Source organism: Acinetobacter sp. YH12219, assembly GCF_013417875.1.
Lineage (GTDB): Bacteria > Pseudomonadota > Gammaproteobacteria > Pseudomonadales > Moraxellaceae > Acinetobacter > Acinetobacter amyesii.
Genome location: NZ_VPDC01000013.1, coordinates 61,185 through 86,010 on the forward strand (window position 1 = coordinate 61,185; position 24,826 = coordinate 86,010).

22 protein-coding genes are annotated in these 24,826 nt (G+C 40.8%); 10 read left to right on the forward strand and 12 right to left on the reverse strand.

The window, feature by feature from the left end; translation table 11 throughout:
* Positions 1 to 41 precede the first annotated feature (41 nt).
* Positions 42 to 659, forward strand: a complete 618-nt coding sequence (locus FTV04_RS09830; RefSeq protein ID WP_078190059.1) for an L-threonylcarbamoyladenylate synthase — start codon at positions 42 to 44, stop codon at positions 657 to 659.
* A gap of 103 nt (positions 660 to 762) precedes the next feature.
* Positions 763 to 1,092: a hypothetical protein gene (locus tag FTV04_RS09835; protein WP_180089348.1), complete on the forward strand. Its 330-nt coding sequence runs from the start codon at positions 763 to 765 to the stop codon at positions 1,090 to 1,092.
* 14 nt (positions 1,093 to 1,106) lie between these two features.
* Here FTV04_RS09835 and FTV04_RS09840 read toward each other — a convergent pair whose 3' ends face one another.
* Entirely contained in the window at positions 1,107 to 1,826 is a 720-nt protein-coding gene (locus FTV04_RS09840; RefSeq protein ID WP_180089349.1) for a GNAT family N-acetyltransferase, read from the reverse strand.
* A gap of 339 nt (positions 1,827 to 2,165) precedes the next feature.
* On the opposite strand from FTV04_RS09840, the gene FTV04_RS09845 reads away from it, so the two are divergent.
* From FTV04_RS09845 to rluB, 3 genes are read left to right on the forward strand one after another with little or no spacing between them, the layout of a single operon-like run.
* Positions 2,166 to 2,960 carry a ScpA family protein gene (locus FTV04_RS09845; protein WP_180089350.1) on the forward strand — a complete coding sequence of 265 codons (795 nt, stop codon included), beginning with the start codon at positions 2,166 to 2,168 and terminating at the stop codon, positions 2,958 to 2,960.
* Positions 2,957 to 3,553 (forward strand): SMC-Scp complex subunit ScpB, encoded by a 597-nt coding sequence (gene scpB / locus FTV04_RS09850; RefSeq protein WP_078190063.1) that lies wholly within the window; start codon positions 2,957 to 2,959, stop codon positions 3,551 to 3,553. The genes FTV04_RS09845 and scpB overlap by 4 nt, the downstream gene beginning before the upstream one ends.
* A 41-nt stretch (positions 3,554 to 3,594) precedes the next feature.
* A complete protein-coding gene (gene rluB / locus FTV04_RS09855; protein ID WP_078194228.1) occupies positions 3,595 to 4,713 on the forward strand; it encodes a 23S rRNA pseudouridine(2605) synthase RluB in 1,119 nt (372 codons plus the stop codon).
* A 53-nt stretch (positions 4,714 to 4,766) separates the two neighbouring features.
* On the opposite strand, the gene FTV04_RS09860 is transcribed toward rluB, so the two are convergent.
* From FTV04_RS09860 to FTV04_RS09885, 6 genes are all read right to left on the reverse strand, one after another.
* Positions 4,767 to 6,506, reverse strand: a complete 1,740-nt coding sequence (locus tag FTV04_RS09860; RefSeq protein ID WP_180089351.1) for an ABC transporter ATP-binding protein — start codon at positions 6,504 to 6,506, stop codon at positions 4,767 to 4,769.
* 13 nt (positions 6,507 to 6,519) lie between these two features.
* Positions 6,520 to 7,659 (reverse strand): ABC transporter permease, encoded by a 1,140-nt coding sequence (locus FTV04_RS09865; RefSeq protein WP_180008185.1) that lies wholly within the window; start codon positions 7,657 to 7,659, stop codon positions 6,520 to 6,522.
* A gap of 7 nt (positions 7,660 to 7,666) precedes the next feature.
* The gene (locus FTV04_RS09870) at positions 7,667 to 8,605 is read right to left on the reverse strand and encodes an ABC transporter permease (protein ID WP_078190067.1); all 939 of its coding nucleotides are present in this window, start codon (positions 8,603 to 8,605) and stop codon (positions 7,667 to 7,669) included.
* Between the two features lie 10 nt (positions 8,606 to 8,615).
* A complete protein-coding gene (locus FTV04_RS09875) occupies positions 8,616 to 10,631 on the reverse strand; it encodes a M3 family metallopeptidase (protein ID WP_180089352.1) in 2,016 nt (671 codons plus the stop codon).
* Positions 10,632 to 10,654: 23 nt separating this feature from the next.
* Positions 10,655 to 12,418, reverse strand: coding sequence for an ABC transporter substrate-binding protein (locus FTV04_RS09880; RefSeq protein WP_373688126.1), 1,764 nt, complete (start codon positions 12,416 to 12,418; stop codon positions 10,655 to 10,657).
* Positions 12,419 to 12,485: 67 nt separating this feature from the next.
* Positions 12,486 to 14,213: an ABC transporter substrate-binding protein gene (locus tag FTV04_RS09885; RefSeq protein WP_180089381.1), complete on the reverse strand. Its 1,728-nt coding sequence runs from the start codon at positions 14,211 to 14,213 to the stop codon at positions 12,486 to 12,488.
* A 774-nt stretch (positions 14,214 to 14,987) separates the two neighbouring features.
* On the opposite strand from FTV04_RS09885, the gene FTV04_RS09890 reads away from it, so the two are divergent.
* The 5 genes from FTV04_RS09890 (at position 14,988) to FTV04_RS09910 (ending at position 20,310) form a co-directional block, all read left to right on the forward strand.
* Positions 14,988 to 17,699, forward strand: a complete 2,712-nt coding sequence (locus tag FTV04_RS09890; RefSeq protein WP_180089354.1) for a TonB-dependent receptor — start codon at positions 14,988 to 14,990, stop codon at positions 17,697 to 17,699.
* 148 nt (positions 17,700 to 17,847) lie between these two features.
* Entirely contained in the window at positions 17,848 to 18,546 is a 699-nt protein-coding gene (locus tag FTV04_RS09895) for an energy transducer TonB (RefSeq protein WP_180055273.1), read from the forward strand.
* A gap of 28 nt (positions 18,547 to 18,574) precedes the next feature.
* The gene (locus tag FTV04_RS09900) at positions 18,575 to 19,438 is read left to right on the forward strand and encodes a MotA/TolQ/ExbB proton channel family protein (RefSeq protein WP_078194237.1); all 864 of its coding nucleotides are present in this window, start codon (positions 18,575 to 18,577) and stop codon (positions 19,436 to 19,438) included.
* 14 nt (positions 19,439 to 19,452) lie between these two features.
* Positions 19,453 to 19,878: a biopolymer transporter ExbD gene (locus tag FTV04_RS09905; RefSeq protein WP_180089355.1), complete on the forward strand. Its 426-nt coding sequence runs from the start codon at positions 19,453 to 19,455 to the stop codon at positions 19,876 to 19,878.
* An 18-nt stretch (positions 19,879 to 19,896) separates the two neighbouring features.
* The gene (locus FTV04_RS09910; RefSeq protein WP_180089356.1) at positions 19,897 to 20,310 is read left to right on the forward strand and encodes a biopolymer transporter ExbD; all 414 of its coding nucleotides are present in this window, start codon (positions 19,897 to 19,899) and stop codon (positions 20,308 to 20,310) included.
* A gap of 104 nt (positions 20,311 to 20,414) precedes the next feature.
* Here FTV04_RS09910 and FTV04_RS09915 read toward each other — a convergent pair whose 3' ends face one another.
* The 5 genes from FTV04_RS09915 to bioA are packed head-to-tail and all read right to left on the reverse strand — an operon-like array spanning position 20,415 to position 24,785.
* On the reverse strand, positions 20,415 to 20,873 hold the full coding sequence (locus tag FTV04_RS09915) for a nucleoside deaminase (RefSeq protein WP_180063859.1): 459 nt from the start codon (positions 20,871 to 20,873) through the stop codon (positions 20,415 to 20,417).
* A 39-nt stretch (positions 20,874 to 20,912) separates the two neighbouring features.
* Positions 20,913 to 21,554, reverse strand: coding sequence for a dethiobiotin synthase (bioD, locus tag FTV04_RS09920; RefSeq protein WP_180089357.1), 642 nt, complete (start codon positions 21,552 to 21,554; stop codon positions 20,913 to 20,915).
* The gene (gene bioC, locus FTV04_RS09925) at positions 21,555 to 22,328 is read right to left on the reverse strand and encodes a malonyl-ACP O-methyltransferase BioC (RefSeq protein WP_180073185.1); all 774 of its coding nucleotides are present in this window, start codon (positions 22,326 to 22,328) and stop codon (positions 21,555 to 21,557) included.
* 1 nt (position 22,329) lies between these two features.
* Positions 22,330 to 23,496, reverse strand: a complete 1,167-nt coding sequence (locus FTV04_RS09930; protein WP_180089358.1) for an 8-amino-7-oxononanoate synthase — start codon at positions 23,494 to 23,496, stop codon at positions 22,330 to 22,332.
* Complete coding sequence (gene bioA, locus FTV04_RS09935) at positions 23,493 to 24,785, reverse strand: adenosylmethionine--8-amino-7-oxononanoate transaminase (RefSeq protein WP_180089359.1); 1,293 nt, start codon at positions 24,783 to 24,785, stop codon at positions 23,493 to 23,495. Before bioA ends, FTV04_RS09930 begins: the two co-directional genes overlap by 4 nt.
* Positions 24,786 to 24,826 lie beyond the last annotated feature (41 nt).

Sequence of the window (24,826 nt, forward strand, 5' to 3'; positions counted from 1 at the left end):
GACATAATGTCTAGAGCTTTTAATAATAAGAGGAAAACGACATGTTGCATTTAAGAATACATCCGGAAAATCCTCAGCCCCGTTTAATTACGCAAGCCGTTGAACGGATTCGTGCCGGCGATGTGGTGGTTTATCCTACAGATGCCGCCTATGCCATCGGTTGCCAAATTGGGAACAAAAATGCCATGGAACGCATTGCCCAAATTCGTCAGCTCGATGCTAAACATCAATATGCGATTATTTGTGCAGATTTATCTGACATTGCCACGTATGCCAAAGTCGATAATGCCATGTATCGTTTATTGAAAAATAACACCCCTGCGGTCACTACCTTTATTTTGCCTGCGACCAGTGAAGTTCCTCGCCGTTTAATGCATCCTAAAAAGAAAACCATTGGACTACGCATTCCGAGCAACCCGATTTGCCAATTATTACTCAAAGAATTGGGTGAGCCTTTATTAACATCGACCTTAATTTTACCTGGCCAAAAAGAACCGATTGATGATCCTTATGAAATTGAACTGCAAATCGGCAAACGAATAGATGTATTAATTGATGGCGGTTTAGGTACTTTAAATACCACTAGCGTTGTAAACCTTGCAGGTGAATACCCTGAAGTGATTCGCCGTGGTGTCGGTGATGTCAGTGCCTTTGAATAGCATGTACTGTTAAATACATGCTGTATCCGATCAGAGGCACAGCATGTAAAGGTCATCTGCTCAAAGCGCGGTTAAATTACCTTTCGATAAAGGAATCGACCTGATGACTTTATTTCAGATTTTACTCAAGCTCCAAAATGCGACAGACCTCAATGTCTCCGAACAAAACCGTCTTAATCATCTTGCTATATATGCCACTGAGCCTTGGACTTTAGAATCCACGGCTCAACTAAGGGCAGCATCTGATAAAAATTTAATTTCACCAATAGCGACAACACCGCCGCAGGCTTTTTCTTACTTTCTGCATGCATCAACGGTCAAATCGCTGTTTAAACGTAGAGCTAATCAAAATCTCTGCTCGCAAGCGCAGTGCCAACTCATCATCGAATTTGCACTTGAGCAAAGAGTCTTACCAACATACTCACAGCCTTGATAATTAGCTTTCGCTCAAACGCAATAAAGCTGCATAAATTCCTTTAAATGAATTTTTTGTTGCCCTTGCTCATCAAAATTATTTGTATCGAGCCAAGCTGCATAAGCTTGAGACAACATTGGCCAATCCTGATCTAACATCGCAAACCAAGCGGTATCACGGTTACGACCTTTCACAATCACATGTTGACGAAACAACCCTTCAAATTGAAAGCCAAAACGCAAAGCAGCGTTTTTCGAAGGCGTGTTCAAGTCATCACACTTCCACTCCACCCGTCTATATCCCGCTGAAAAGCATGCTTTTAACAATAGATAAATGGTTTCTGTTGCGGCGGTTGATCGCTTCATTAAACTTGAAAAAAAGACATTGCCAATTTCGATGACAGCATGTGCTGGGCGTACATTAAGCAAACCAACCCATCCTACAATGGCATCACCAACCTCAATGACATAATGCATCGAACCGGTAAAATGAAAGGATTGCTGAAAATAATCACGCAATTGCTGCATGCTTTGAATTTGAGAATAAGGCAAATACGTCCAACAGCGTTCATCAGGTTCTTGTTGTACTGTCTGCCATAGCCGCTGTAAAAGACTATCATCAAGCTGATCGGGTAGCATCGGAATAAGCCGAACAGATTGCCCCACTTCGGTTTTACATCTGAACTGGCAAGGTTCAAAATGCGTCAACGTCATCCCTACAGACTGACCCCATTGATTATATTGTTGTGGCATAGCTAATATTCTTTTAGTCAATTCATTCAAATCATTTCATGAAGGATGCCCATCATCCAGACATCACAGCTTAAATGAGTTCACGGATTGATGAGTGTATTTTTTATAATTAACACAAGATGTGATCGATATCACAGCTTTAAAATTTTACGTGTGTATAAATAAAGCCTATTCCCTATAAATTTTAAGTTTTTTACCCAATTCAACCGTTCAGTAATTTCTTTAAACGCATTTTTCCATTACACTATTCCCTATAACTTTTGTGCTTTTACTTTCGATGTGAGATCGAAGCGAAAGTTGTCTGCATGCCTTTGAAAATTCGCGTGGCCTATAATTGCAATGAACCAAACTGTCCATAATTCTATGGAAGATGCTCCACACATTCGCGTTTTGGATGAGTGGCAAGAAGCTATTCCAGAAGATTTGTACATTCCACCCGCTGCATTTGAAATTCTATTAGAGCATTTCGAAGGACCACTCGACTTTCTGATTTACCTCATTCAAAAAAATGGCTTCGACTTATTACAAGTCGATATTGCCCCGATTGCATCCCAATATTTGTCTTATATGGATGCAATGAAATCTCTAGATATTGAATTAACCGCAGACTATATGGTGATGGCAGCCCTATTGGCCGATTTAAAATCGCGTCTATTATTGCCAAAACCTAAATCGACCGCAGCACATGAACAAGATCCTAAACAAGAATTAATTGACCGTTTAGAAACGTATTTGCGCATCAAACAAGCTGCGGAAAGATTAGGTCAAATGACAGTATTGGATCGGGATAATTTCGATACCAATGTCAGTTTAGGAACGATTGTCGAAACCAATGATGGTTATGACATTCAATTACTTCGTGATGCCATACTCTGTGTTTTTAATCGACCAGAACCAGTTACCCACCAAATTCTACAAGAGCCTGTCTTACTCGAAGAACGTATTGCTTATATTGAAACTAAGCTTGAGTCAGGTGAAGTATTAGATTTTGCAGACTTACTCAAGCCAAACCAAGGCCGCATGGGTGTTGTCGTGACATTTATGGCCGTGTTGGAACTGACACGCCAACAAAAAGTTCAAATTGTCGCATCAGGTGTAGAAGCACCGCTTGCAATTCAGGGAGCACGTGCATGAACACTGAACTTAAACAAATGACTGCGGTGTCTTCAGAAGATAATCTGCATGAAATTTTGATGCAGCTTGAAGCCATTATTTTTGCCAGTGAAGCGGCGGTGAGTATTGCCCGTTTAAAAGAGGCTTTCCAAGACCGTTTCAGTAAAACCGAATTACGCCAATATTTGCAGCAGCTTTCAATGCTGCAACACGGCAGATCAATTGAACTTGTTGAAACCGCTCAAGGTTTCCGTTTTCAAGTACGTGCAAAATATCGTAATATTATTGCACAGACCTGGCCTGAACGACCAACTCGTTTATCGCCATCCTTGCTCGAAACTCTTTCTGTCATTGCTTACCATCAACCGGTAACCCGCGCAGATATTGAGCAAATCCGTGGGGTGACCAACAATAGTCAAATTTTACGTACGTTATTTGACTGGAACTGGATTAAAGAATCTGGTTTTCGTGAACTCCCAGGACGACCCGCGTTGTTAGTTACAACGCCTCAATTTTTAAATGCTTTTGGTCTAACCTCTTTGGGCCAATTGCCTCCCCTGCAGGATGCCAAGGAAGCTTTTATGGCCCTCGATGCGAATGCACCGAAGTCATAAATAGGTGAACTGTTGATGATAATTTCTAAGGTTATGCTGTCATGAGTGAAAAATTGCAAAAGGTGCTCGCACGCGTTGGTTTGGGTTCTCGCCGTTATATGGAAGAAGTCATTGCCGCTGGTCGTGTGAGCGTAAATGGGCAAGTTGCCCAAGTGGGTGAACGTATCGAACCAGGTGATGAGCTTCGCATCGATGGTCGTAAAGTTCAGTTCCAAATTGAAGACGAAATTCGTCGCCGTGTGTTGATTTACTACAAACCAGAAGGCGAAATTTGCTCACGCAATGACCCTGAAAACCGTCCAACGGTATTTGAACAATTACCTCAAATTACCGGTGATCGCTGGGTAATGGTAGGTCGTCTAGATATCAACTCTACAGGTCTATTGCTGTTCACAAATGATGGTGAACTGGCGAACCGTTTAATGCACCCTTCTAGCGAAATCGAACGTGAATATGCCGTTCGTGTCATGGGTGAAGTCACTCCTCAGTTAAAAAACAACATGTTACAAGGCGTTGTTTTAGATGATGGCCCTGCAAAATTTGAGTCATTCTCTGAAATTGGTGGTGACGGTATTAACCGTTGGTATCAAGTGGTCGTAAAAGAAGGTCGTAACCGCGAAGTTCGTCGTATTTTCGAATCTCAAGGCTTAAAAGTGAGCCGTCTTTTACGTACACGTTATGGTTCAGTAATTCTGCCACGCGAACTACGTACTGGTCGCTGGATCGAGCTAGATAAACAAGATATCGACAACTTAACCAAGTCCGTTGAGCTTAAACCACGTCAAGGTACTGGCCTGTTTGGTATGGCGAAACGTCGTACTGAACGTATGCAAGATAAACCAATGGCAGCACGTCGTGGTGGTTACTTACGCCAACAACGTCGTGACAGTGACGAAAACCAGCCACAACAAAGCAATGGTTATCAAGACAACCGTGGCGAACGTCGTACTGGTCGTACTGAAGGTGGTTTCCAAGGCAATGGATTTAACCGTTCAGAGCGTCGCAACGACGGTTTCAACAATAACCGTAATGATCGCAACAGTGAAAACTTCGGTAACCGTGAACGTCGTAACGACAATTTTGGCAATCGTGAGCGTCGTAATGACTCTGTGCCAAGTCGCGCATTTAGCGGAAACAACAAAGGCTTTAAGAAATTTTAATTTCTTAAGTATAAAAAAACCGCTCATTTGAGCGGTTTTTGTTTATAGGAACGCTAAACAAATTGTTCAGTGGTTTGTGGAATCGCACTCAGCAAACGCTTGGTATATTCATGCTGCGGCGATCTATACAACTCATCCGAGTTTGCAATTTCAACGATATCACCATGGTTCATCACCATGATTTGGTCAGAAATATATTTCACCACAGATAAATCATGTGAAATAAAGATATAGCTCAAACCAAATTCATCTTGTAAATCTTGCAATAAATTTAGAACTTGGGCTTGAACCGAAACATCTAGGGCAGAGACAGACTCATCACAGATCAAAATTTCTGGCTTTAAGGTCAAGCATCGTGCAATGGCAATACGTTGACGCTGACCACCAGAAAACTCATGTGGATAGCGATAAAATGCTTGGGCAGGCAAACTGACTCGCTCTAGTAAATCAAACGCCATTTGCTCTCGTTCTGCATCATCCTTCCCTATCTGATGCACTTGCATCGGCTCCATCAGAATTTGACCCACCGTAAAACGTGGATTAAGCGAAGCATATGGGTTTTGGAAAATGATCTGTATTTTGCGCTGATATTGGGTAAATTCTTTTTCGCTCATCGCCAAAATATCATGACCTTCAAACAGCGCCTGACCACCTGTCGCTTCCTGTAGACGCATCAGTAAAAGGCCGATTGTGGTTTTACCTGAGCCAGATTCTCCAACCAACCCGAGCGTTTTACCTTTCGCCAGTTGAAACGAGACACCTTTGACCGCCTGATACTCATCCTTACCAAATAAACCCTTGCGGCTATAAAACGATTTTTTCAGGTCTTTGACATCTAAGATAATCTGTTCATTACCTGTGAGACCACGCGTTCGTTGTCTACGGGTTTCTTCTGATAAATGCACATCCTCAATCAGCTCATCACCATTTTGACGCATAAAATCACTGATCATCGGTAATTTATAAGGACGTTCTGACATCTGCGGACGGCACTTGAGCAAAGCGCGTGTGTAAATATCTTTAGGATGGTCGAGCACTTCATTGACCAAGCCTTGTTCACGGATTTCTCCATGACGCATGACAATCACCTGATCGGCAATTTCGCTTACCAATGCTAAATCATGCGTAATGAATAGCATCGACATCTCACGTTTCTTTTGCAAGGCTTCAAGTAAATCTAAAATTTGCTTTTGAATCGTCACATCAAGTGCTGTGGTTGGCTCATCGGCAATCAATAACTTCGGCTCACATGCAATTGCCATTGCAATCATGACCCGCTGTTGTTGGCCACCTGACATTTGGCTAGGATAGGCATCAATTTTCGTTTCAGGAGAAGGAATACCCACTTCCTTCAATAATTCCAAAGTCCGTGCTCTTGCCTGCTTACGTCCCATACCTAGATGAAGTCGTAATACTTCGGCAATTTGATCACCCACCGTAAAGACTGGATTGAGTGACGACATCGGTTCCTGAAAAATCATCGCAATATCTTTACCACAGATATTACGCATTTCTCTTGGAGACAGACTCAGTAAATCCTGCCCTTCAAAAACTATTTTACTGCTTGCATCTATACGGCTTTGATCACGTGGCAACAGCCCCATGGTTGCCAACGAGGTCACCGACTTGCCACTACCAGATTCTCCCACAAGCGCCACAGTTGTATTGGCAGGAATGTCAAAAGATATTCCTTTGACCGTTTCGATATAACTTTTATCTTCGGCTTTAAAGCTCACTTTCAGGTTTTGAACACTGAGGAGCGTTGGTTTAACAGTTTGATTTTGTTCCGTCATCCTTTACTCCTCCTTATTTCAATTTTGGATCTAATGCATCACGCAGTGCATCAGTAAACATCGAAAATGCCGTAACCAAAACCGCCATCGCTACAGATGCTGCGATAAGTTGCCACCATTTACCTAAAATCAATTCACTTTGTGCTTCATTAAGCATACTTCCCCATGACACAACCCCAACAGGAACGCCAAATCCCAAGAAGCTCAAAATCACTTCTGACTTAATAAAGGCCACCACTAAAATCGAAATTTGCACCAATGCAATATGACTGACGTTAGGAAAGATATGCACAAAGATACGTCGGAAATGACTCACCCCTATCGCTTTGGCAGCGAGCACATATTCACGCGAAGTATGCTTCATATACTCTGCACGAATCAGGCGATACACCCCCGTCCATCCAGTAAGCCCTAGAATGAGGACAATCGATAAAATCCCCTTTTGTTGTAATACAGCTGCAATCGCAAGAACCAAGAGCAAATACGGAATCGAGGTAAAAATGTTATAAAACCAGTTTAAAATATCATCGACCCAACCACCGAAATAGCCAGAAATTGCCCCTAAAATTGTCCCAATCACGACAGCAAGTAATGCAGCTACCACGCCAACAATAATAGATGTTTCAGCACCTTTAATGGTTTTTTGCAGGACATCCTGCCCCCATTTATCCGCACCAAACGGTAAAGTTTGTTTTAGCTCGCTTTGTTGATCTAACAAATGGCCACCCAATTGCTGATCAATCGCTTTCATATCTTCTGCTAGTGGATCGACAACGCCATAGTAGTCAATTGCATTGGCACCATCTTGCTCAGTTGCAATCTCTGCATTCAGTTCAGCAATTACATCCTTTAAAGGATCAACAGGATTTTCAGGCAATGCCATATCTTCTGCTGATGCTTTGGTTTTGGCTGTTTCATTGAGTTCCGCCCCAATAAAACTTGGAGGTGCATAACTCACAGCCACTTCTTTATTCCAATTGGATGCAACCACGCCTGTCATCGACAATAGCAACACCACGAAATAGCACAGTACAACGAACAACGACACCATCGCTAATTTATCGGCCTTTAGGCGTCGCATCGCCAACTTCCACAAGCCAGTCGATGCAGGTGTTGATGCCGTTGCTTTGGTCTTATTGAATATTCCTAGCATAGGCCACCTACTTCAACTGAACGCGAGGATCGACAAGTTTATAAATCAAATCCGCGATTAAGTTAAAAATCATTGTAGCCGCTGCAACGTAGACTGTAATCGCCTTAATGACAGGGAAGTCACTGCGCTCAACAGCAATAATGACTTCACGACCAATACCCGGAATACCAAAGAATCGTTCAATCAGGAAAGCGCCTATCAGCAGTGCTGGTAGACTCGACATGACATCGGTAATAATTGGAATTGAGGCGTTACGTAGTACATGTACACCTAAAATACGGCTTTCACCCACACCTTTCGCACGCGCAGTTCGAACATAGTCTTGATTGACTTCATCCAATACAAAACTGCGGTATAAGCGCAAAGTTGGCGCAATACTCACCACCAACATAATTAAGATAGGCAGTAAACCGTATTTAAATAAGTTTTCGCTAAAGTGATCACTCCAGCCTTGAACCGGAAACCAACTCAACTGATATGCAAAAACGTATTGGAAAACAATAATGTAAACCAAAATACTAATCGACATACCAATCGTACAAAGCATCATAATCATACGATCGGTTAATGTGCCACGAACTGAAGCCACAGCAAGTGCCAAACCAATTGAAATGATCGTTTGCAAAATAGTTAAAGGAATTAAAATCGTCAGTGATGGTCCTAGTCGGGTCAAAATAATATCTGACACCGACTCACCTGTACTCCAACTCATTCCATAATCAAAAGTTAAAATTTGCTTAATGAAGATCCACAATTGGACATAGTAGGGTTGATCAACCCCCAACTGTTGACGGATGTTTTCAATTTGCTCTGGGTTCGACATTTTGCCTGCTAAAATATAAGCAGGGTCCCCACCTACCCAATTAAATAAGAAGAATATGAGCAGAACAACCCCCAACATCGTTGGGATCATCTGCCATATACGCCGTATGATATATGCCAGCATAAAGTTGTCCTTACTTCACTCGTTGTCCAGTAATTTCATCAAAGAAAGCTTTGTTATCAGGTTTACGACCTAAGAAATCATGTACCAATTTTTCTGCTTCATATTGACCACCTTGCGACAAGATCGTTTTACGGTAGCGTTGTCCCACTTCAGGGTTATTTAGGTTATCTCCGAAAGCAGACAACATATCGAGTGCCATCACTTCAGACCACATATAGCCATAATAGCCAACTTGGTAACCGCCCATGATATGGTTGAATTGTCCTGGGAATTCAGTGCTTGGGACATAGCCTAAAGCTGTCTCGCCTTCCATTTTCTTCCAGACATCTAAAGGTTTAACACTCAAAGCATCTGATGAGTGAAGTGCCATATCATATTTTGCATACAAGGCTTGACGTGCATAATGCAAACCACGTCCATAGCTATGAACTGCTTTTAATTTATTAATCAGTGCATCATCTACAGGTGGACACGCTGGATTACAGTAATTTGCGAGTGTAGATAAAGTTTCTTTACGACGCGCCCATTCTTCATACATTTGTGAAGGTGCTTCTACAAAGTCGCGCTCTACTGAAGTCCCCGATTGGGATGCATAGCGTGTATTGGACAAAATACCGTGTAAAGCATGACCAAACTCATGAACAAAGGTTTCAAGTTCATCACTATTTAGACCTTTACGGTTAAAATTAGTCACCAAAGCAGAAATTGGTTTACGCTTAGTCAAGGTACTACCACCTTTTACGCCCCAAACAGCCGCATGACCATACTTCCCTTCACGTGGGTATTTATCGATATATAAACCACCAAGCAACTCACCGGTCTTTTTATCTTTTACATCGTAATATTCAACTTCTGACTGCCAAACATCGACTTTCGCAGGCTTAAATTCAATGCCATAAAGGTCAGATGAAATGGCAAAAATCCATTCTTGAGATGCTTGGGTTGGGAAATAGTCACGCAATTTTTCTTGATCGATTTGATACTTTTCTTTGCGAAGTTTTTCACTCCAATAACTCTCACTCCAGCGATTGATTTCAGCTTTTTCGAGTGGAATTTTCAGGCTTTTCGCTTTGAACTCACGTAAAGTCTCAACTTCTTTTTTCTCTAAAGGTGCCACCGTTTGATGAACATCGGCTAAGAACTTATTTACTGTTTCAGGGGCTTTTGCCATACGGTGTTGCAACACCCATTCGGCATAGCTTTTTTTGCCAAAGAGCTGCGCAATTTCATAACGTAAATCCATTGCTTGCTTTAACAATACTAAGTTTTTCTCAGTACCACGACGCGTGAATGCAGTTTGGTAACGCTTACGCGCATCATCGCTTTCTGCTAGTTCCATAAATGGACGGTATTCTGGGTATTCAAAACCGAGCAAATAATTGCCCTTTTCATTTTTCTTTAAGCCCGAAATATAGCTGTCTGGCAAGCCTTTCAACTCCGCCGGTGTAAACTCCAGTTTTTCTTTATTATCTCGTACATTACGCGCATATTCTTGTTCAATTTTTGCCAATTCATCAAAGATAGCTTTCAAACGTGCACGTTTTTCAGGTGTAAATTGCACCCCTGTATTTTCAAAACCATCCAAGATGTCTTGACGCATTTTTTTATCAATTTCGTCATTGGTTTTGAGTTTTTTAATTTGCTCATAAAGTTTTGGATTTTGATAAACCGAAGTTTGAAACTCCATAATTTTAATTTCACAATCTTCCGCAGCCTTACGTAAAGCCTCATCAGGATCGACGTTGCTATATAGTCCGATTGGTCCATAAAAATCTTCAAATTTGGCAAAAATTTGATCCCACTCCGCCAAAACAGGTGCTGCTTTTGCATTATTTTTTATCTTTTTTTGCTCAAATGCCGCTAAATCTGTTTTCACTTGCTGAATTTTGGCATCACACAGCGCAGGTATTTCTTTGGCTTGGAACTTTGGCAAAGTACTCCGTATTGAATCTTCGGCTTGAACGAATTGGCTAGCGCCGATCATCAACATACTGAGGGTGGTGAGTTTCAAAGCTTTATTTTTCATAATTTCTCCAGTTTTGTTCCATTTTATTTTTTCGGGTCAATATCGATGTACATCCATTCTGTTGCCAAAATTGGATGCTTTTTATAACCAATCACGCGTGGTTGCGACAACACACTACGGTAACGTGCATAATTAATTTGGACAGGCATATACACTTCTAATATGCGTGACATTTTCCGATAGACTGCATCCCGCTCTGGTCCCGGTTTCATACGCTGTGTTTGTTCATATAAACGGTCGTATTCAGGTATTTTTGAACAGCCGTTGTTGGTGACATTGATATTTTTGCCATAGAACAATTGCATAAAATTGTCTGCATCTGGATAGTCTGCGATCCATGCAGATGCTTTAAACATGGTTTTACACTGTTTTTCGGCTTTTAACGCTTCTGCAAATGGCATCGACTTTGTTGTCATTTTAATTTTGATGCTATCTAAAGTTTTCTTCCAAAATTCGCCCAACTGCTGACTGCGGCTACTATTGCCCGATATCGTCATTTCAATCGTTAGCGGTTTACCATTCGGTTGAGTACGCCAACCATCTGCGCCAACTTTATAGTTATAACGATCGAGCAATAAATTTGCCGCTTTAACTGAGTATGGAATACTCGATTTATAATTAGGGTCATAGCCGACAACGCCGAGTGGAATTGGGCTTTGTAATTTTTGTGCATCACCATTCATCAAAATTTTGATTTGATTATCTGCTGAATAAGCCATCGCCATTGCACGACGTAATGCAATTTTTTCTTTACTAAAACCACCAACCACAGGGTTTTGCATATTCCAATAGTGATAGTCGATAGAGGGGTCAGAAATGCGCGACATTTGGATGCCTTTTTTAGCCAACTCAGGCTTTAGCTCTCCATCTTTTAAGGCTTGTACCGACAAATCTCCATCGAGCACCAACAAATCCGCTTCATTTTTTGCAAAGGTCAACCAACGTGATTGTGATTCTTCCATCACCTGAATATCAATCACGCCAATTTGCGGCATTTTTTTGCCTTGCATGGCTTTTACGATCTTTTCATCTTTGGCATCTGATGCCTTGAAGTCCCAGACAAATCCACGATAGTTTGGATTGGCCTTTAAAATAATTCGTGAGCCGGGTGTCCAGCGTGTCAAAATATATGGCCCTGTGCCCACAGGTTTACCCATCACAAAACCCGCTTTGTCTCGATATTTTTCGACCACTTCACGTGCCATGGCCGATGCAGGTTGATGAGCCAATAACATTGGAAAGTTTTGATCTGGAGAATTTAAACGAATGACAAGGGTATAACGATCAGGAGTTTGTATGCCATCAATGGGCGCATCATAATCAAACTTACCTGTTTTTTTCGCCTTTTCTAAAACCTTCTCCATGCCTAAAATACGACCATCAAGTAGCCAACTGTTTGGTGAACGAAGTTGTGGATCGACTAACCGTCTAAAGGTATATGCATAATCAGCCGAGGTTAACTCTCTTTTCTTGCCCTTAAATACAGGATCATCAGCAAAATAAATGCCTTTTTGCAGGCGAATGGTATAAGTCAAACCATCAGCACTGATTTCTGGCATCGCAGCCGCCGTTTTAGGAACCAACTTTGCCGGCGATGCTAAATAGTCATAGGTATATAAGGTTTCAAAGATTGATGTATTCACATGTGCAGAATACAGATCATGCACGCCAACTGGGTCAAAACCTGTTTCTGCGACAGGGAAAATATGACGTAAAACTTTATTTGGATCTGCTGGATTCTTTGCCGATGCTAATGTCGGCATCGCATTGAACAACACTCCCCCCATCAAACACGCTGTAGCAAATTTGGTTAGCGTAAAATTCGAATTTCGCTTCATTGTAATCCTGACTCAATTATTTTTTACTAGGCTGAATATCGAGATATTGCCAACTGGTGTTCATCATTGGATGTGTTTTATACCCCTGAATTTCAGGGTGAATTAACCAATTACGAATCCGTGTAGAATGGATAATCCAAGGGTTATCCGCTTCAATTTGACGGTTCATTTTTTCATAAAAAGGTTCACGATCTTTAGGTTTCAACACAATTGCTTGTTTATATAATGCGTCATAAGCTTTAGATTGATAACAACTTAAATTCCCTTGTCCTGAATTTGGCCCATATAGTAATTGAGCAAAGTTCTCCCCTTCAGGATAATCTGCAATCCACGCTCCAGACCACATCATATATTTACATTGCATTGCTTCTTTTAAATTATCAGCAAAGTTACTGACCTTAAACTGTACCCGTATCCCAATGGCATCGAGATTTTTTTTCCACAACTCAGATTGAATCACCGATTTAGAGCTATTTTCAGTATTTATTTTTAAGGTCAACGCTTTACCATCGGGCAAGGTTCGATAGCCATCAGCACCTTTCTTATAACCAAATCGATCCAGTAATTTATTGGCCAGCAATGGGTTATATCCCAAACTGCTGCGATATTTTGGATTAAAGCCACTCACGCCTTCTGGCAAAAACATTTCAGCCTTTACGGCCTGCCCTTGATATAACTGTTTAATCGATTCAGCTTGATTGTATGACATGCTGATGGCACGGCGTAAAGCAATTTTTTCAAGGCTTTGACCGCCGACAAGCGGGTCTTGCATATTGAACATGCTGTAGGTGATTTCAGCATCTTTATTTGGATAATGCTTAATGCCGAGCTTTTGCATATCCGGCTTAAGTTTATTTTGCGAATCTAAGGCTTGCGGTACTGCATTTGAGGTCAATTTGTCAAAATTCAGCTGCCCTGTTTTAAATGCTAACCACCGTGACTGTTCTTCTTCAATAATACTGACGGAAACTTTGCCGATTTGCGGCATTTTCTTCCCGTTCATTTCTTTGACTAATTGATTATCCCAAGCTGTGCCTGTCGATTTAAAATTCCAAACAAAACCACGATAATTCGGGTTTGCAACCAGTTCGATCTTGCTACGTGGCACATATTTACTGAGCTGATACGGCCCCGTTCCTACAGGATGTTGTGCAATTTTATTTCCATAAAATTCAACAACTTCTTTTGAAACTGCTCCAAACGTAACATAGGCCAAAATATATTGGAAATTATAGTCAGGGCGCGTCAAAGTAATTTGCAAAGTATAAGGATCTATCGCTTTTAGGCCGGCAATAGCCGCATTGTAATTAAATTTCCCAGACTTCTTTGCATCCGCAACGACCACATCCCCTCCTAAGATTTTGCCATCAATAAATGAATAGGTCGGAGAACGGTTAGCTGGATCTAAAATTCGTTGAATCGCGTAAATGTAATCTTGCGCAACTAGCTCGCGTTTTTTTCCCTTAAAGGCTGGATCATCTGAAAAATGGATGCCTCGTTTGATTTTGAAGGTATAGACTTTTCCTTCTTGTTCAATCTTTGGCATCGCTTCAATAGTATTTGGAACAAGAACAACAGGACGTGCTAGATAGTCATATTTCAATAAGGGTTCAAAAATGGCTTCCGCAATATTGCCACTATAATAATTATAGGTTTTGACCATATCAAAACCATCATCCGGTGCTTCAAATGCAATATTTAAAACTTTATTCGATTGTGCAGAAGCTTGAACCTCGGCCATCATCCCTGTTGAAATTAATAATGCAAGGAGCGCTATTTTAAATTTTCTAGTTTCCAAACCTTTTCCTTTCTGATGATTTTTTAATAATACAAAGCCGCAAGCAGACTTTAAATAAAGCCACCCTCACTAAAATAAAATGAACCAGTTTAAATTGAGTTTTAAACGTAGAACTTAATACAGTAATTAATATAAAGCGAAATTCATGCCACCACTCCTTGGTTGAAAGTTATCTGAATTAAATATCCTTTTAAATTCATTTTTTAAGATAAATTTATACTAATAGTGACTTTCCGAGTAAAGCTCGTTTTTATCAAAAATTCAACTCTTGGATGTGTACTCATCCATGCACATTCTGCACAAATATAATACATTCCTGATTCATAATGGATCACGATCAGATGAAATGACAGATAAAAGACAACTAAGCCACTGAATTTATAATTTTTTATTTTTTATTTATTTATCTTATTAGCCTTATAAATCAAACACATAAATATGAATTAAATCACACTTTTTGAGGTTTAATTTGCACCTAATCATGTTTTTAAATTTTTTTTTGATCAAAAGTTAAATTCCTAATAAAACCTAATTAAAAGGATAACTTTAAAAAAATATACTTACCGTTCATCTTAAAGTTCTCCACTTTAAAACCAATAATGTAGATATTTATTAGTATTTTATATTTGAAAATAAAATTTAAATATAAATTTGGCACTTGAATTGCTTAAAAAGAATCAAGCAATATCGCTAACTACAACAAAAAGGAATACTTTTACTATGAAAGAGAAAAAAAATGCTAAATCTGTGGGGGGCACACCATTTAGCAAAACAATACTTAAATTAAGTACTCTTAGTTTAAGTATGCTGTGTTTATCTTTAGCGCATGCAGCAGAAACAAATGAAGAAGAAACAGTTAAGCCAACGAAAGTAGCCAAAGTAACTGTGACTGGTTCATCCATTAAAGGGGTTTCTGTTCAAAGTTCTTCACCTATTACGGTGATTAAAGTTGAAGAATTAACTAAACAAGGGGTAACAACTACTGAAGAAGCCTTAATAAAAATTAGTGCGAACCAAGCGGGATACAGTACAGCGCAAAACGTTGGTGCAAGTAATACATCAGGCTCAACAGCGAACTTACGTGGCCTAGGATCAGATAAAACCCTCGTCTTACTTAATGGACGTCGTTTAGCTTATAGCCCATTTAGTACCTCTGAGACCAACTTAAATACCATTCCGCTTGCAATGGTTGAACGTATTGAGGTTTTACGTGATGGTGCCTCTGCAATTTATGGTGCAGATGCAATCGCAGGTGTAATTAACTTTATTACCAAAAAACAATACACAGGCTTAGGTATTAGCGGTGGTTTACTCAAACCAGAAGATAAAGGCGGCGAAGAATACGATGTTTCGATTTTTGGTGGCTATGGCGACTTAGATGAACAAGGTTTTAACGTTTATGGCGCAATTGACTACCGTAAAGCCAAAGAAATTATGGCAAAAGACCGTAAAGTCAGCCGTCGTGGTGGCCTTCTACCTGAGTTAGGTATCGATGCTGGTTCAGCAAATGGCTTCCCTGCTAACTTTCTTGATCCAAACGGCGGGCCTTTAGATGCAGACGGAAATCCTGAAGGTGTATTAGCGAACCCGTATGGTGGTGCAGCCAATTGTAATAATTTAACCAATGTCACTGAAGATGGCGGACTCTGCTTCCTCAATACGCAAGCTTTAATTGGTATTCAGCCAGAAACTGAGGACTTGTCTGCAATTGGTCGTGCAACCATCAAACTTAGCGATAACTTCAACGCTATTGGTGAATATGTCTATGCAAAAAGCAAAGTGACGACTTCTATTGCTCCAGACGTCTACAGCCGCTCTGTCACGATTCCTAAAAGCAGTCAATATTATCCAGGCGAGGGTATTACCCCTGGTGTTGATGGTCTAAGTGGTGATCCATTACAACTTTACTTACGCTCTCAAGCAGGCAACCGTGTTTCACAATCTATCAATGAATCACATCGTATTTTTGCTGGACTTGAAGGTGAAGCATATGGTTGGGATATCAACGGTGGCGTAACTTACGCAAAAGGCGAAGCATCGGATAGCTTTGTTAGTGGATACTTAAATCGTAACAAACTACAAGAAGGATTAAATGACGGCACAATCAACCCATTTGGTCCATCTGCAGATGCTAACGTTTGGAACTCTTTAAATGTGAGTGGTACAACAAACGAAGCAACACTTGATTCCACAACATTTGACTTTACCGTGAGCCGCCCGATTTACACCTTACCAGCTGGTGATGTTGGTTTTGCATTTGGTGGAAGTTTTACAACTCAAGATTGGGAAGCAAAAGTTAACTCTGAGTTAGTACGCCTTGTACCGGGTAGTGGTATTGACCCTGACAAACCTCTGAGTAAAGGTGACCGAGATATTACTGCCGCTTTTGCTGAGCTTCAAATTCCAATTACCAAAACGATTGAAGCTCAACTTGCAGCACGTTATGACGACTACAGCGATTTTGGCGACACTTTCAATCCAAAAGTCGGTATTCGTTGGGAACCAATGAAGCAACTTATGTTCCGTAGTACATACAGTACTGGTTTCCGTGCTCCAAGCCTTTGGGAAATTAATGCGCAACAAAGCAAAACCTACACTGGCGCAAAATATAACGACCCTGTCCTTTGTCCAGGCGGTAATCCAACTTCACCTCAATATCAAACCGAATGTAATACTCAGTTCTACCGTATGCAAGGTGGTAACCCAGATCTTCAGCCAGAAGAATCTAAAACATTTACCGCTGGTTTTGTTTACGAACCAATTAAAAACTTAGTTTTAGCTGTTGATTATTACAACATTGAAATTGACGAATTAGTTGGCCAAGTGGGTGAAACTTCAATTTTTGAAGATCCTGAGAAATATGCTTCATTATTCGTGCGTGGTGCCGATGGTCGTATTGAATACATCAATACCATTCTAATGAATACAGGGGGTATTAAAACTCAAGGTATCGACATTAGCTTAGATTATCTTTCACCATTAACCGCGACAGGTCGTTTCGGCTTTGGCATTAATGGTACCTATGTCATCAAAAATGACTATCAAGAAGAAAAAGATGGTGCTTGGGAAGGCTTAGTTGGCGTGTATGACGATCCAGCTGTTTTACGTTGGAAACACACAGCAAATCTAAACTGGAGTTATGAAAACTGGAAAATGATTTTTGAACAACAGTTCTTCCGTGGTTATGACGACCAAAACCAAACTGGGAAAGCACAGTTCGACAAACATCGTGTTCCTGACTACACCCTTTATAACATTGCAACAACTTACAGTGGATTTAAAAACTTAGAGCTCACTGGTGGTATCAAAAATATCTTTGCTGAAGAACCTGCAGCATCGAACGTTTTAGATAACTTCCAATATGGCTATGACCCACGTTATAGCGATCCTACTGGTCGTACATTCTATGTCCGCGGTACTTACAAGTTCTAAAAGCTAAATTTGCAAGTACGATTCCAATAGGAATCGTACTTGCACTATTTATTTAATTAATTAGTCAAACATAAAAAATGCAAAAAACACTTATATCTCAAGTGCCAATTTCACTATTGATTGTTTGTCTCACATTTCAGGAGTAGTAATGGGCAAAAGCTTTTCCGAATTAGAAAATAATTCCGGCAAACGCCTGATCGGAATTGGGGCAGTCATTCTTCTGCATCTCATTGTACTCTACGGATTAATTACTGGCCTTTCCAAAAAAGGTGAGAAAACTGTAGAAGAACCTGTTGAATTAATCATTATTCAAGATAAAAAACCTGAGCCAGAAAAACCGAAACCAATTGAGAAACCACCTGAATTACCAAAACTCGTTAAGGAAGTGCTCAAAACACCAGACCCTCAACCTGAACAAAAGGTCGTTGAAAAAGCTGCACCAACTCAAACAGTTAAAGCCGTTTCAACACCTACGCCTACAGCTTCCCCATCTCCTAGCCCTGTTGCAGCACCTGCACCAGTCGCTGCGGCAGCACCCGCTCCTGCCCCTGCTCCAAAACCAGCTGGGGAAACACGTGGTGCATCTGAGGGAAGCGTTGGATGTAAAGAACCAGATTACCCTCGTGAAGCTGCAATGGCAGAAGAAGTAGGAACTGTCCGCATCTCTGTATTGGTTGGGCCTGACGGCAGTGCGAAACAAGTGAAGGTCAAAAAATCGAGTGGTACTAAATCTCTAGATAAGGCTGCTAGCAAAGCATTCAGCTTATGTACATTTAAGCCTGCACTCAAAAATGGTGAGCCAGTTGAAGATTGGTTTGATATTGAATACGAATTTAAACTTGATTAATGAATCTACAAAAATTTGGAGAATATAAATGAATAAAATGATGAAATCTGCGCGTATTTTTGCATCTGCTACAGTTTTAGTAACAAGTACATTACTCCCACTGCAAGCAGCATTTGCTGAAGAATCTGCAAATACTGCAACAACACAAGTAGAAACTACGAATACAACAAATACACCTGCACCGCCACCAATGCCTACAGCAACCAAAGAAGTCTATAACCCGTATGGCTTAGAAGCACTATGGCGTGAAGGTGACATCGTTGCTAAATCGACACTCTTTATCTTGGTCCTGATGTCGATTGGAACTTGGTACATCATGGTCACTAAATTTATTCAACAAGCTAAAATTAAACGTCAAGGCAAAGAAGCCGAAGCTAAATTTTGGGATGCTGCTTCAATTGATAGCGCAGCAGAAACCTTAGACGAATCGAGTGCATACCGCTTTATTGCAGAAAAAGGCATTAATTCAACCAAAAAACATGGCGGTAATCTGCTGGAACGTATCGACTTCAACACATGGGTAACTATTTCAATCCAGCGTGCTATCGATAAAATTCAAAGCCATTTAAGTGGTGGATTAGCTTTCCTCGCTACTGTAGGTTCGACTGCACCATTTGTGGGTTTATTCGGTACAGTTTGGGGTATTTACCATGCTTTAACGGCAATTGGTATTTCAGGTCAAGCATCTATTGATAAAGTTGCAGGCCCAGTCGGTGAAGCCCTAATTATGACGGCAATTGGTTTGGCTGTAGCAGTACCTGCGGTTCTTGGCTATAACTGGTTAACACGTCGTAATAAAGCAGTTCTAGATAATGTTCGTACCTTTGGTTCAGATCTACACACCGTACTTTTAAGCGGTGAGATCAAAAACAATAATAACGACACAAAATAAGAGAGGCATCAGCCATGGGAATGATGGTCAATTCAGATGGTGACGAAGATGATGTAATTTCAGCCATTAACACAACACCTTTGGTTGATATTATGTTGGTGCTGCTCATTATTTTCTTAATTACAGTACCTGTTGCAATCCATACAGTTCCGGTGAAGTTGCCTGAGGAAAAGAATACGCCTTATGAAACTAAACCGATCAATATTCAGATTGCTGTCAATAAAAATGGCGATATCTTCTGGAATGAAAAATACATTGCAGATAAAGATACGCTGATCAGTCGACTACAAGCGGAAGCTAAAAAGCGTCCGCAACCTGAAGTTCATATCCGTGGCGATCAGGTGACAAAATATGAAGCGATTTATGAAGTCATTAGTGCAACACAAGCAGCAGGAATTGGCAAAATTGCTTTTGTCACCACCCCTGTTGCCGCACCATAATCGGATGAGGGACAAGGTATGGGAATGAATGTTGGTTCCGATAAAGACGATGATGTTATGTTGGACGTCAACATGACGCCATTGATCGATGTGATGTTGGTTTTGCTCATTATGTTTATTATCACAATTCCAATTCCAAATAACTCGATCAATATTGATTTGCCAAACGGTACGCCACCGCCAACCAATGAAAAGCCGCCTGAGCCGGTCACTTTACGGATTGATGCGCAAAGTAAATTATTTTGGAATGGTCAACCCGTTGCCAATAAGCAAGCTTTAGAAACACTTTTTGCTGGTGTTGCACAACAAGCAGATCAAGATACGATCAAAGTGCAACCTGACAAAATGACAGAATATAAAGATGTCGCTATGGTGATGGCAGCAGCACAACGTTTGAATGTCAAAAAAATTGGGGTCTCAGCAAATCAATAATTGCTCCCCAACAAAAAAAGCCAACTGATCACCTCAGTTGGCTTTTTTAATTCTTCACAGAAATCTATACAGTTAGTGACTCAGAAAGAAACTCTTAGTATTTATTAAGTATTTTTCTGCTTCCAAAACTCATATAGCTCATGATCACAGTTTGGCTTTAACTGACTAAAACTCAACCCTTGCTGTTCATAAGGTTCATGTCTTAATTTTTCGGCAATCTCTGCTGTAGATAAGCCATAGGCTTCTGCATCAGCATTTGAATAGGCATACACAATTTTTTCAACTCCAACCATTCGCAGAGCTGCCAAACACATTGGACACGGTTGTCCGCTCGCATAAACGACACAGTCCTTCAAAGACGTCGTATTTAAATTTTGTGCGGCTTGTCTTAATGCATTTAACTCGGCATGAGATGTCGGATCGCCTGAGATTAATATTTCATTCACCCCTGTACTCACCACAGCACCATGCTTAACGATCACAGCACCAAATGGTCGCCCACCTTGCTCAATATTTTCTTTCGCAAGTTGAATCGCAAGTTCTATAAACGCATGATCCGTCATAAATACGCCCAATTATTGTCAATATAAAGAGTTAGCCCATTATGCCAATACAGGAACATCAATCCATAACGCCTCTGGAAAGTGTTTCGCTAAATATGCTTTTAAATATTCAGCAGTATCTTTAGAAATCAATGCATCTTGCGATTCATCATTTAAATTATAAGCCAGTGCATAAAGCACTAAGCCACGACTTTTTAGTGCTTCCAAACTTAAAATCGTATGGTTAATGCTGCCCAAACGACCTGATGTCACCAAAATAACGGGATATTGCTTCTCTACAACATAGTCGATGGTTAAAAGGTCCGTAGTCAATGGCACCATCAACCCTCCCGCACCTTCGAGTAAAACATTGTCATATTTTTCAGTTAAACGTTTTGTCGCATATTCAATTTTAGCAAAATCAATGTCACGTCCATCGATTTTGGTGGCGAGATGTGGCGACGCAGGATAACTAAATATTTCAGGCATCGTGAGTTTGGTTTCATCTTCGACCAACAACCCCGTGCCCATAATTTGACGATGTTGTTCTATATCCTCAGAAATATCGACATTGCCTGTTTGGATCAACTTTTGGGTAATAGTTTTTTGGTCCTGCTCATTCCACAATTTCGCTAAATAACCTGTTGTATAAGTTTTACCAATGCCTGTGTCTATTCCACTGATAAAGTAAATTTGAGCCACTTATTTTTTCCTTACAATACATTGGATGGGATGATAGGTCAGCGGATACTGAAGCACCTCTGAATCAGGAGTAGATACAAACTGTGCATAATCTAGATAAAACTGCTGCAAAGTACTTTTTGTCCAGCGATGCTGCGCCGTTGCAGTCACGCCCGTTGCCTTAATATGCTGAAGCACATCGCGCGGATGCTCAAAATACAGTTGCTGTACCTCTTGCTTCATCATGACAAATTCAAAACCACAATCCATCAAAAACCGTTGCAGCAGATGAATTTCAAAATAATCCAAACCGCAGCCCGTCAGTTGCTTCATTTCACGCAAATTTTCCCTACCAAAACTGCTGAATACAAAATATCCTTGTGGCTTTAAAGCTTCATATATTTTGCTAAACAACTGCGGTAAATCGGACATCCACTGCAAAGCAGAACTTGAAATAACCAAGTCTAAGTTTTGCGGAAGCGCCTGCTTTTCAATATCACCCATCAGCAGATGGGTATGGGTCTTTTGCAAAAAGGTAGCATCTTGCAAAGTGACGATATTTTCAGACAAGTCATTCAAATATAAAGTATCAATTGCACAATGCTTGAGCACTTCCTGCGTGAACATTCCTGTACCGCAACCAATTTCCAAAGCCTGATGCCAATGTTTTTTCCCGACATACTGATCCATCAGTCCTGCCAGCTCTGTGCAGATTCTTTTTTGAACCACAGCCTGCTGATCATAGGTCAACACAGCTTTAGAAAAGCGCTGCTTAATTTGAGATTTATCCAGCATCTTACTCTGCCATTAGTTGCTTGATTAATGTATGCAGCTCTTCTTGACCAATGTTGGAAGTCAAAGAGATGCGTAAGCGCGAACTATGCTGCGGCACAGTGGGTGGACGTACAGGCATGATATAAAAACCTGCCGCTTGCAAAGCTTGAGCCTTGGCAACAGTTTTATTCGACTCGCCAATAATGACCGGCACAATATGTGATGTAGATGGACAATCAAAACCTTTGTCTTGCACAGCTCGCTGCAAACTTTGACTGATTTGCTGTAAATATTGACGCTCTGCTTTTAAATTTAAAACATTCTTGAAGATAAAATCTGTCCACGCCATACAGATCGGGGGCTGTGCGGTACTAAAAATCAACGGTCGCATCGAGTTAATCAAATAGTCACGAATAATCGCATGACAGATGAGATACCCCCCTATTGAAGCCAGTGCTTTACCAAATGTCCCGACTAAAAGATCAATATCATCAATCACTTGATATTGTTCAGCACAGCCTAAACCACGCTCACCGCGCACACCGATTGCATGTGCCTCATCGACATACAACATCACTTTAGGAAATTGTTTTTTGATCCGTACCAATTCAGCCAAATCAGTTTCATCACCATCCATACTGAAAATCGATTCAGTCACCACAATGATCCGCTCAAAAGCCTCATCTTCATGGTATTTACATAAAAGCTGAAATAGATGCGCCAAATCATTATGGCGATAACGTACATATTTCGCACTCGATAATCGGATGCCATCAATCATACTGGCATGAATCAGCTTATCCGCCAATATCAAGGTTTTACTGTCTGCCAGTGCAGGTAAAATCCCGATATTCATGTGATAGCCGCTGTTAAATAACAGTGCTGATCGGCCATGAAAGGCATCACTTAATGTTGATTCAAGTTGCTCATATTCTGGAAAATTCCCCGTCAGCAACCGCGAAGAGGATGAACTCATCCAACGCTGTGCGTTCGGGGTTTCATCAAAAAATTGTTCACGTAGATGTTGGTTTGAAGCCAAACCTAAATAGTCATTTGACGCTAAATTCAACATGTTGTGATCGTGAATACTAATGTAACGATCGTGCTGATGATTTGAAGTGAACTGACGTAAGTTGCCTTGCTGTTTTAGTTGATCAAGTTGATCTGAAAAATGGTTGAGCAGATTCATGCTGGCTGCTCCATGTTTTTCACCACCTCAACCATTTGTTCTAGCAAAATTTTTAATTCATGCTCAGAAATAATATATGGCGGCATCACATAAACTAGCTTACCGAATGGACGAATCCAAATGCCACGACGGACAAACTCCTGTTGTAGCATTTTCATATCTACATTGAAGGTCAATTCCACCACACCAATAGCACCAAGTATTCGCACATCTTTGACATGTTCAAGCGATGAAAGTGCTAGTAAATGAAACTTCAATTGAGTTTCGATACGTCGAATATTGGCTTGCCAATCTTGAGAAAGCAGCAGTTCGGTACTTTTTACAGCCACAGCGCAAGCCAAAGGATTTGCCATAAAGGTTGGGCCATGCATAAACACGCCGGCTTCGCCTTGGCTAATCGTATTTGCGACTTTCTGCGTAGTCAGGGTTGCAGACAAGGTCATATAACCGCCTGTCAGCCCTTTACCAATACACATAATATCTGGCTCGACTGCAGCCCATTCCCAAGCAAAGAGTTTTCCTGTTCGCCCAAAGCCAGTCGCAATCTCATCAAAGATCAGCAAGATATTGTATTGCTTGCAGAGTAATTTAGCTTGACGCAAATATTCAGGATGATAGAAACGCATACCTCCTGCGCCTTGTACAATCGGCTCAAGAATCAATCCCGCAATATTTTCATGCTGTTCAATCAGAGTCTTTTCTAGTTCAGCAATATCCGCTGAATTCCACGCTTGGTCAAAGCCAATTTGCGGCGCAGGAACAAAAATTCGATTGGGCAAACTTGAACCAAAAATTTGATGCATCCCTGTCACGGGATCACACACAGACATCGCATTCCAAGTGTCGCCATGATAGCCAGAACGTGGAGTGACAAAATTGGTTTTATTCGGTTGATGCAAAGACGCCCAATACTGCACTGCCATTTTCAAGGCTACTTCGACAGCAACCGAACCTGAATCAGCAAAGAAGATTTTATCTAAACTGGGCGGTGTGATTTTTAACAGTAATTTAGCCAGTTGAATCGCGGGATCATGTGTCAATCCACCAAACATGATATGAGACATCTGTTGCAGTTGATCGGTCACAGCTTGATTTAGCTCAGGATGGTTATAACCATGAATCGCACACCACCATGAAGACATACCATCAATCAATTGACGACCATCTTCAAGCTCAATCATCACCCCTTGCGCACGTTTCACTTTAAACGTTGGAAGGGGCTGAGTCATCGATGTATAGGGATGCCAAATATGCTGCTGATCAAATTGTAGATCGGTTAAATTGGCCATCCCTCACTCCATGTATCAGGCTAAAACATCAATGTGGCAAG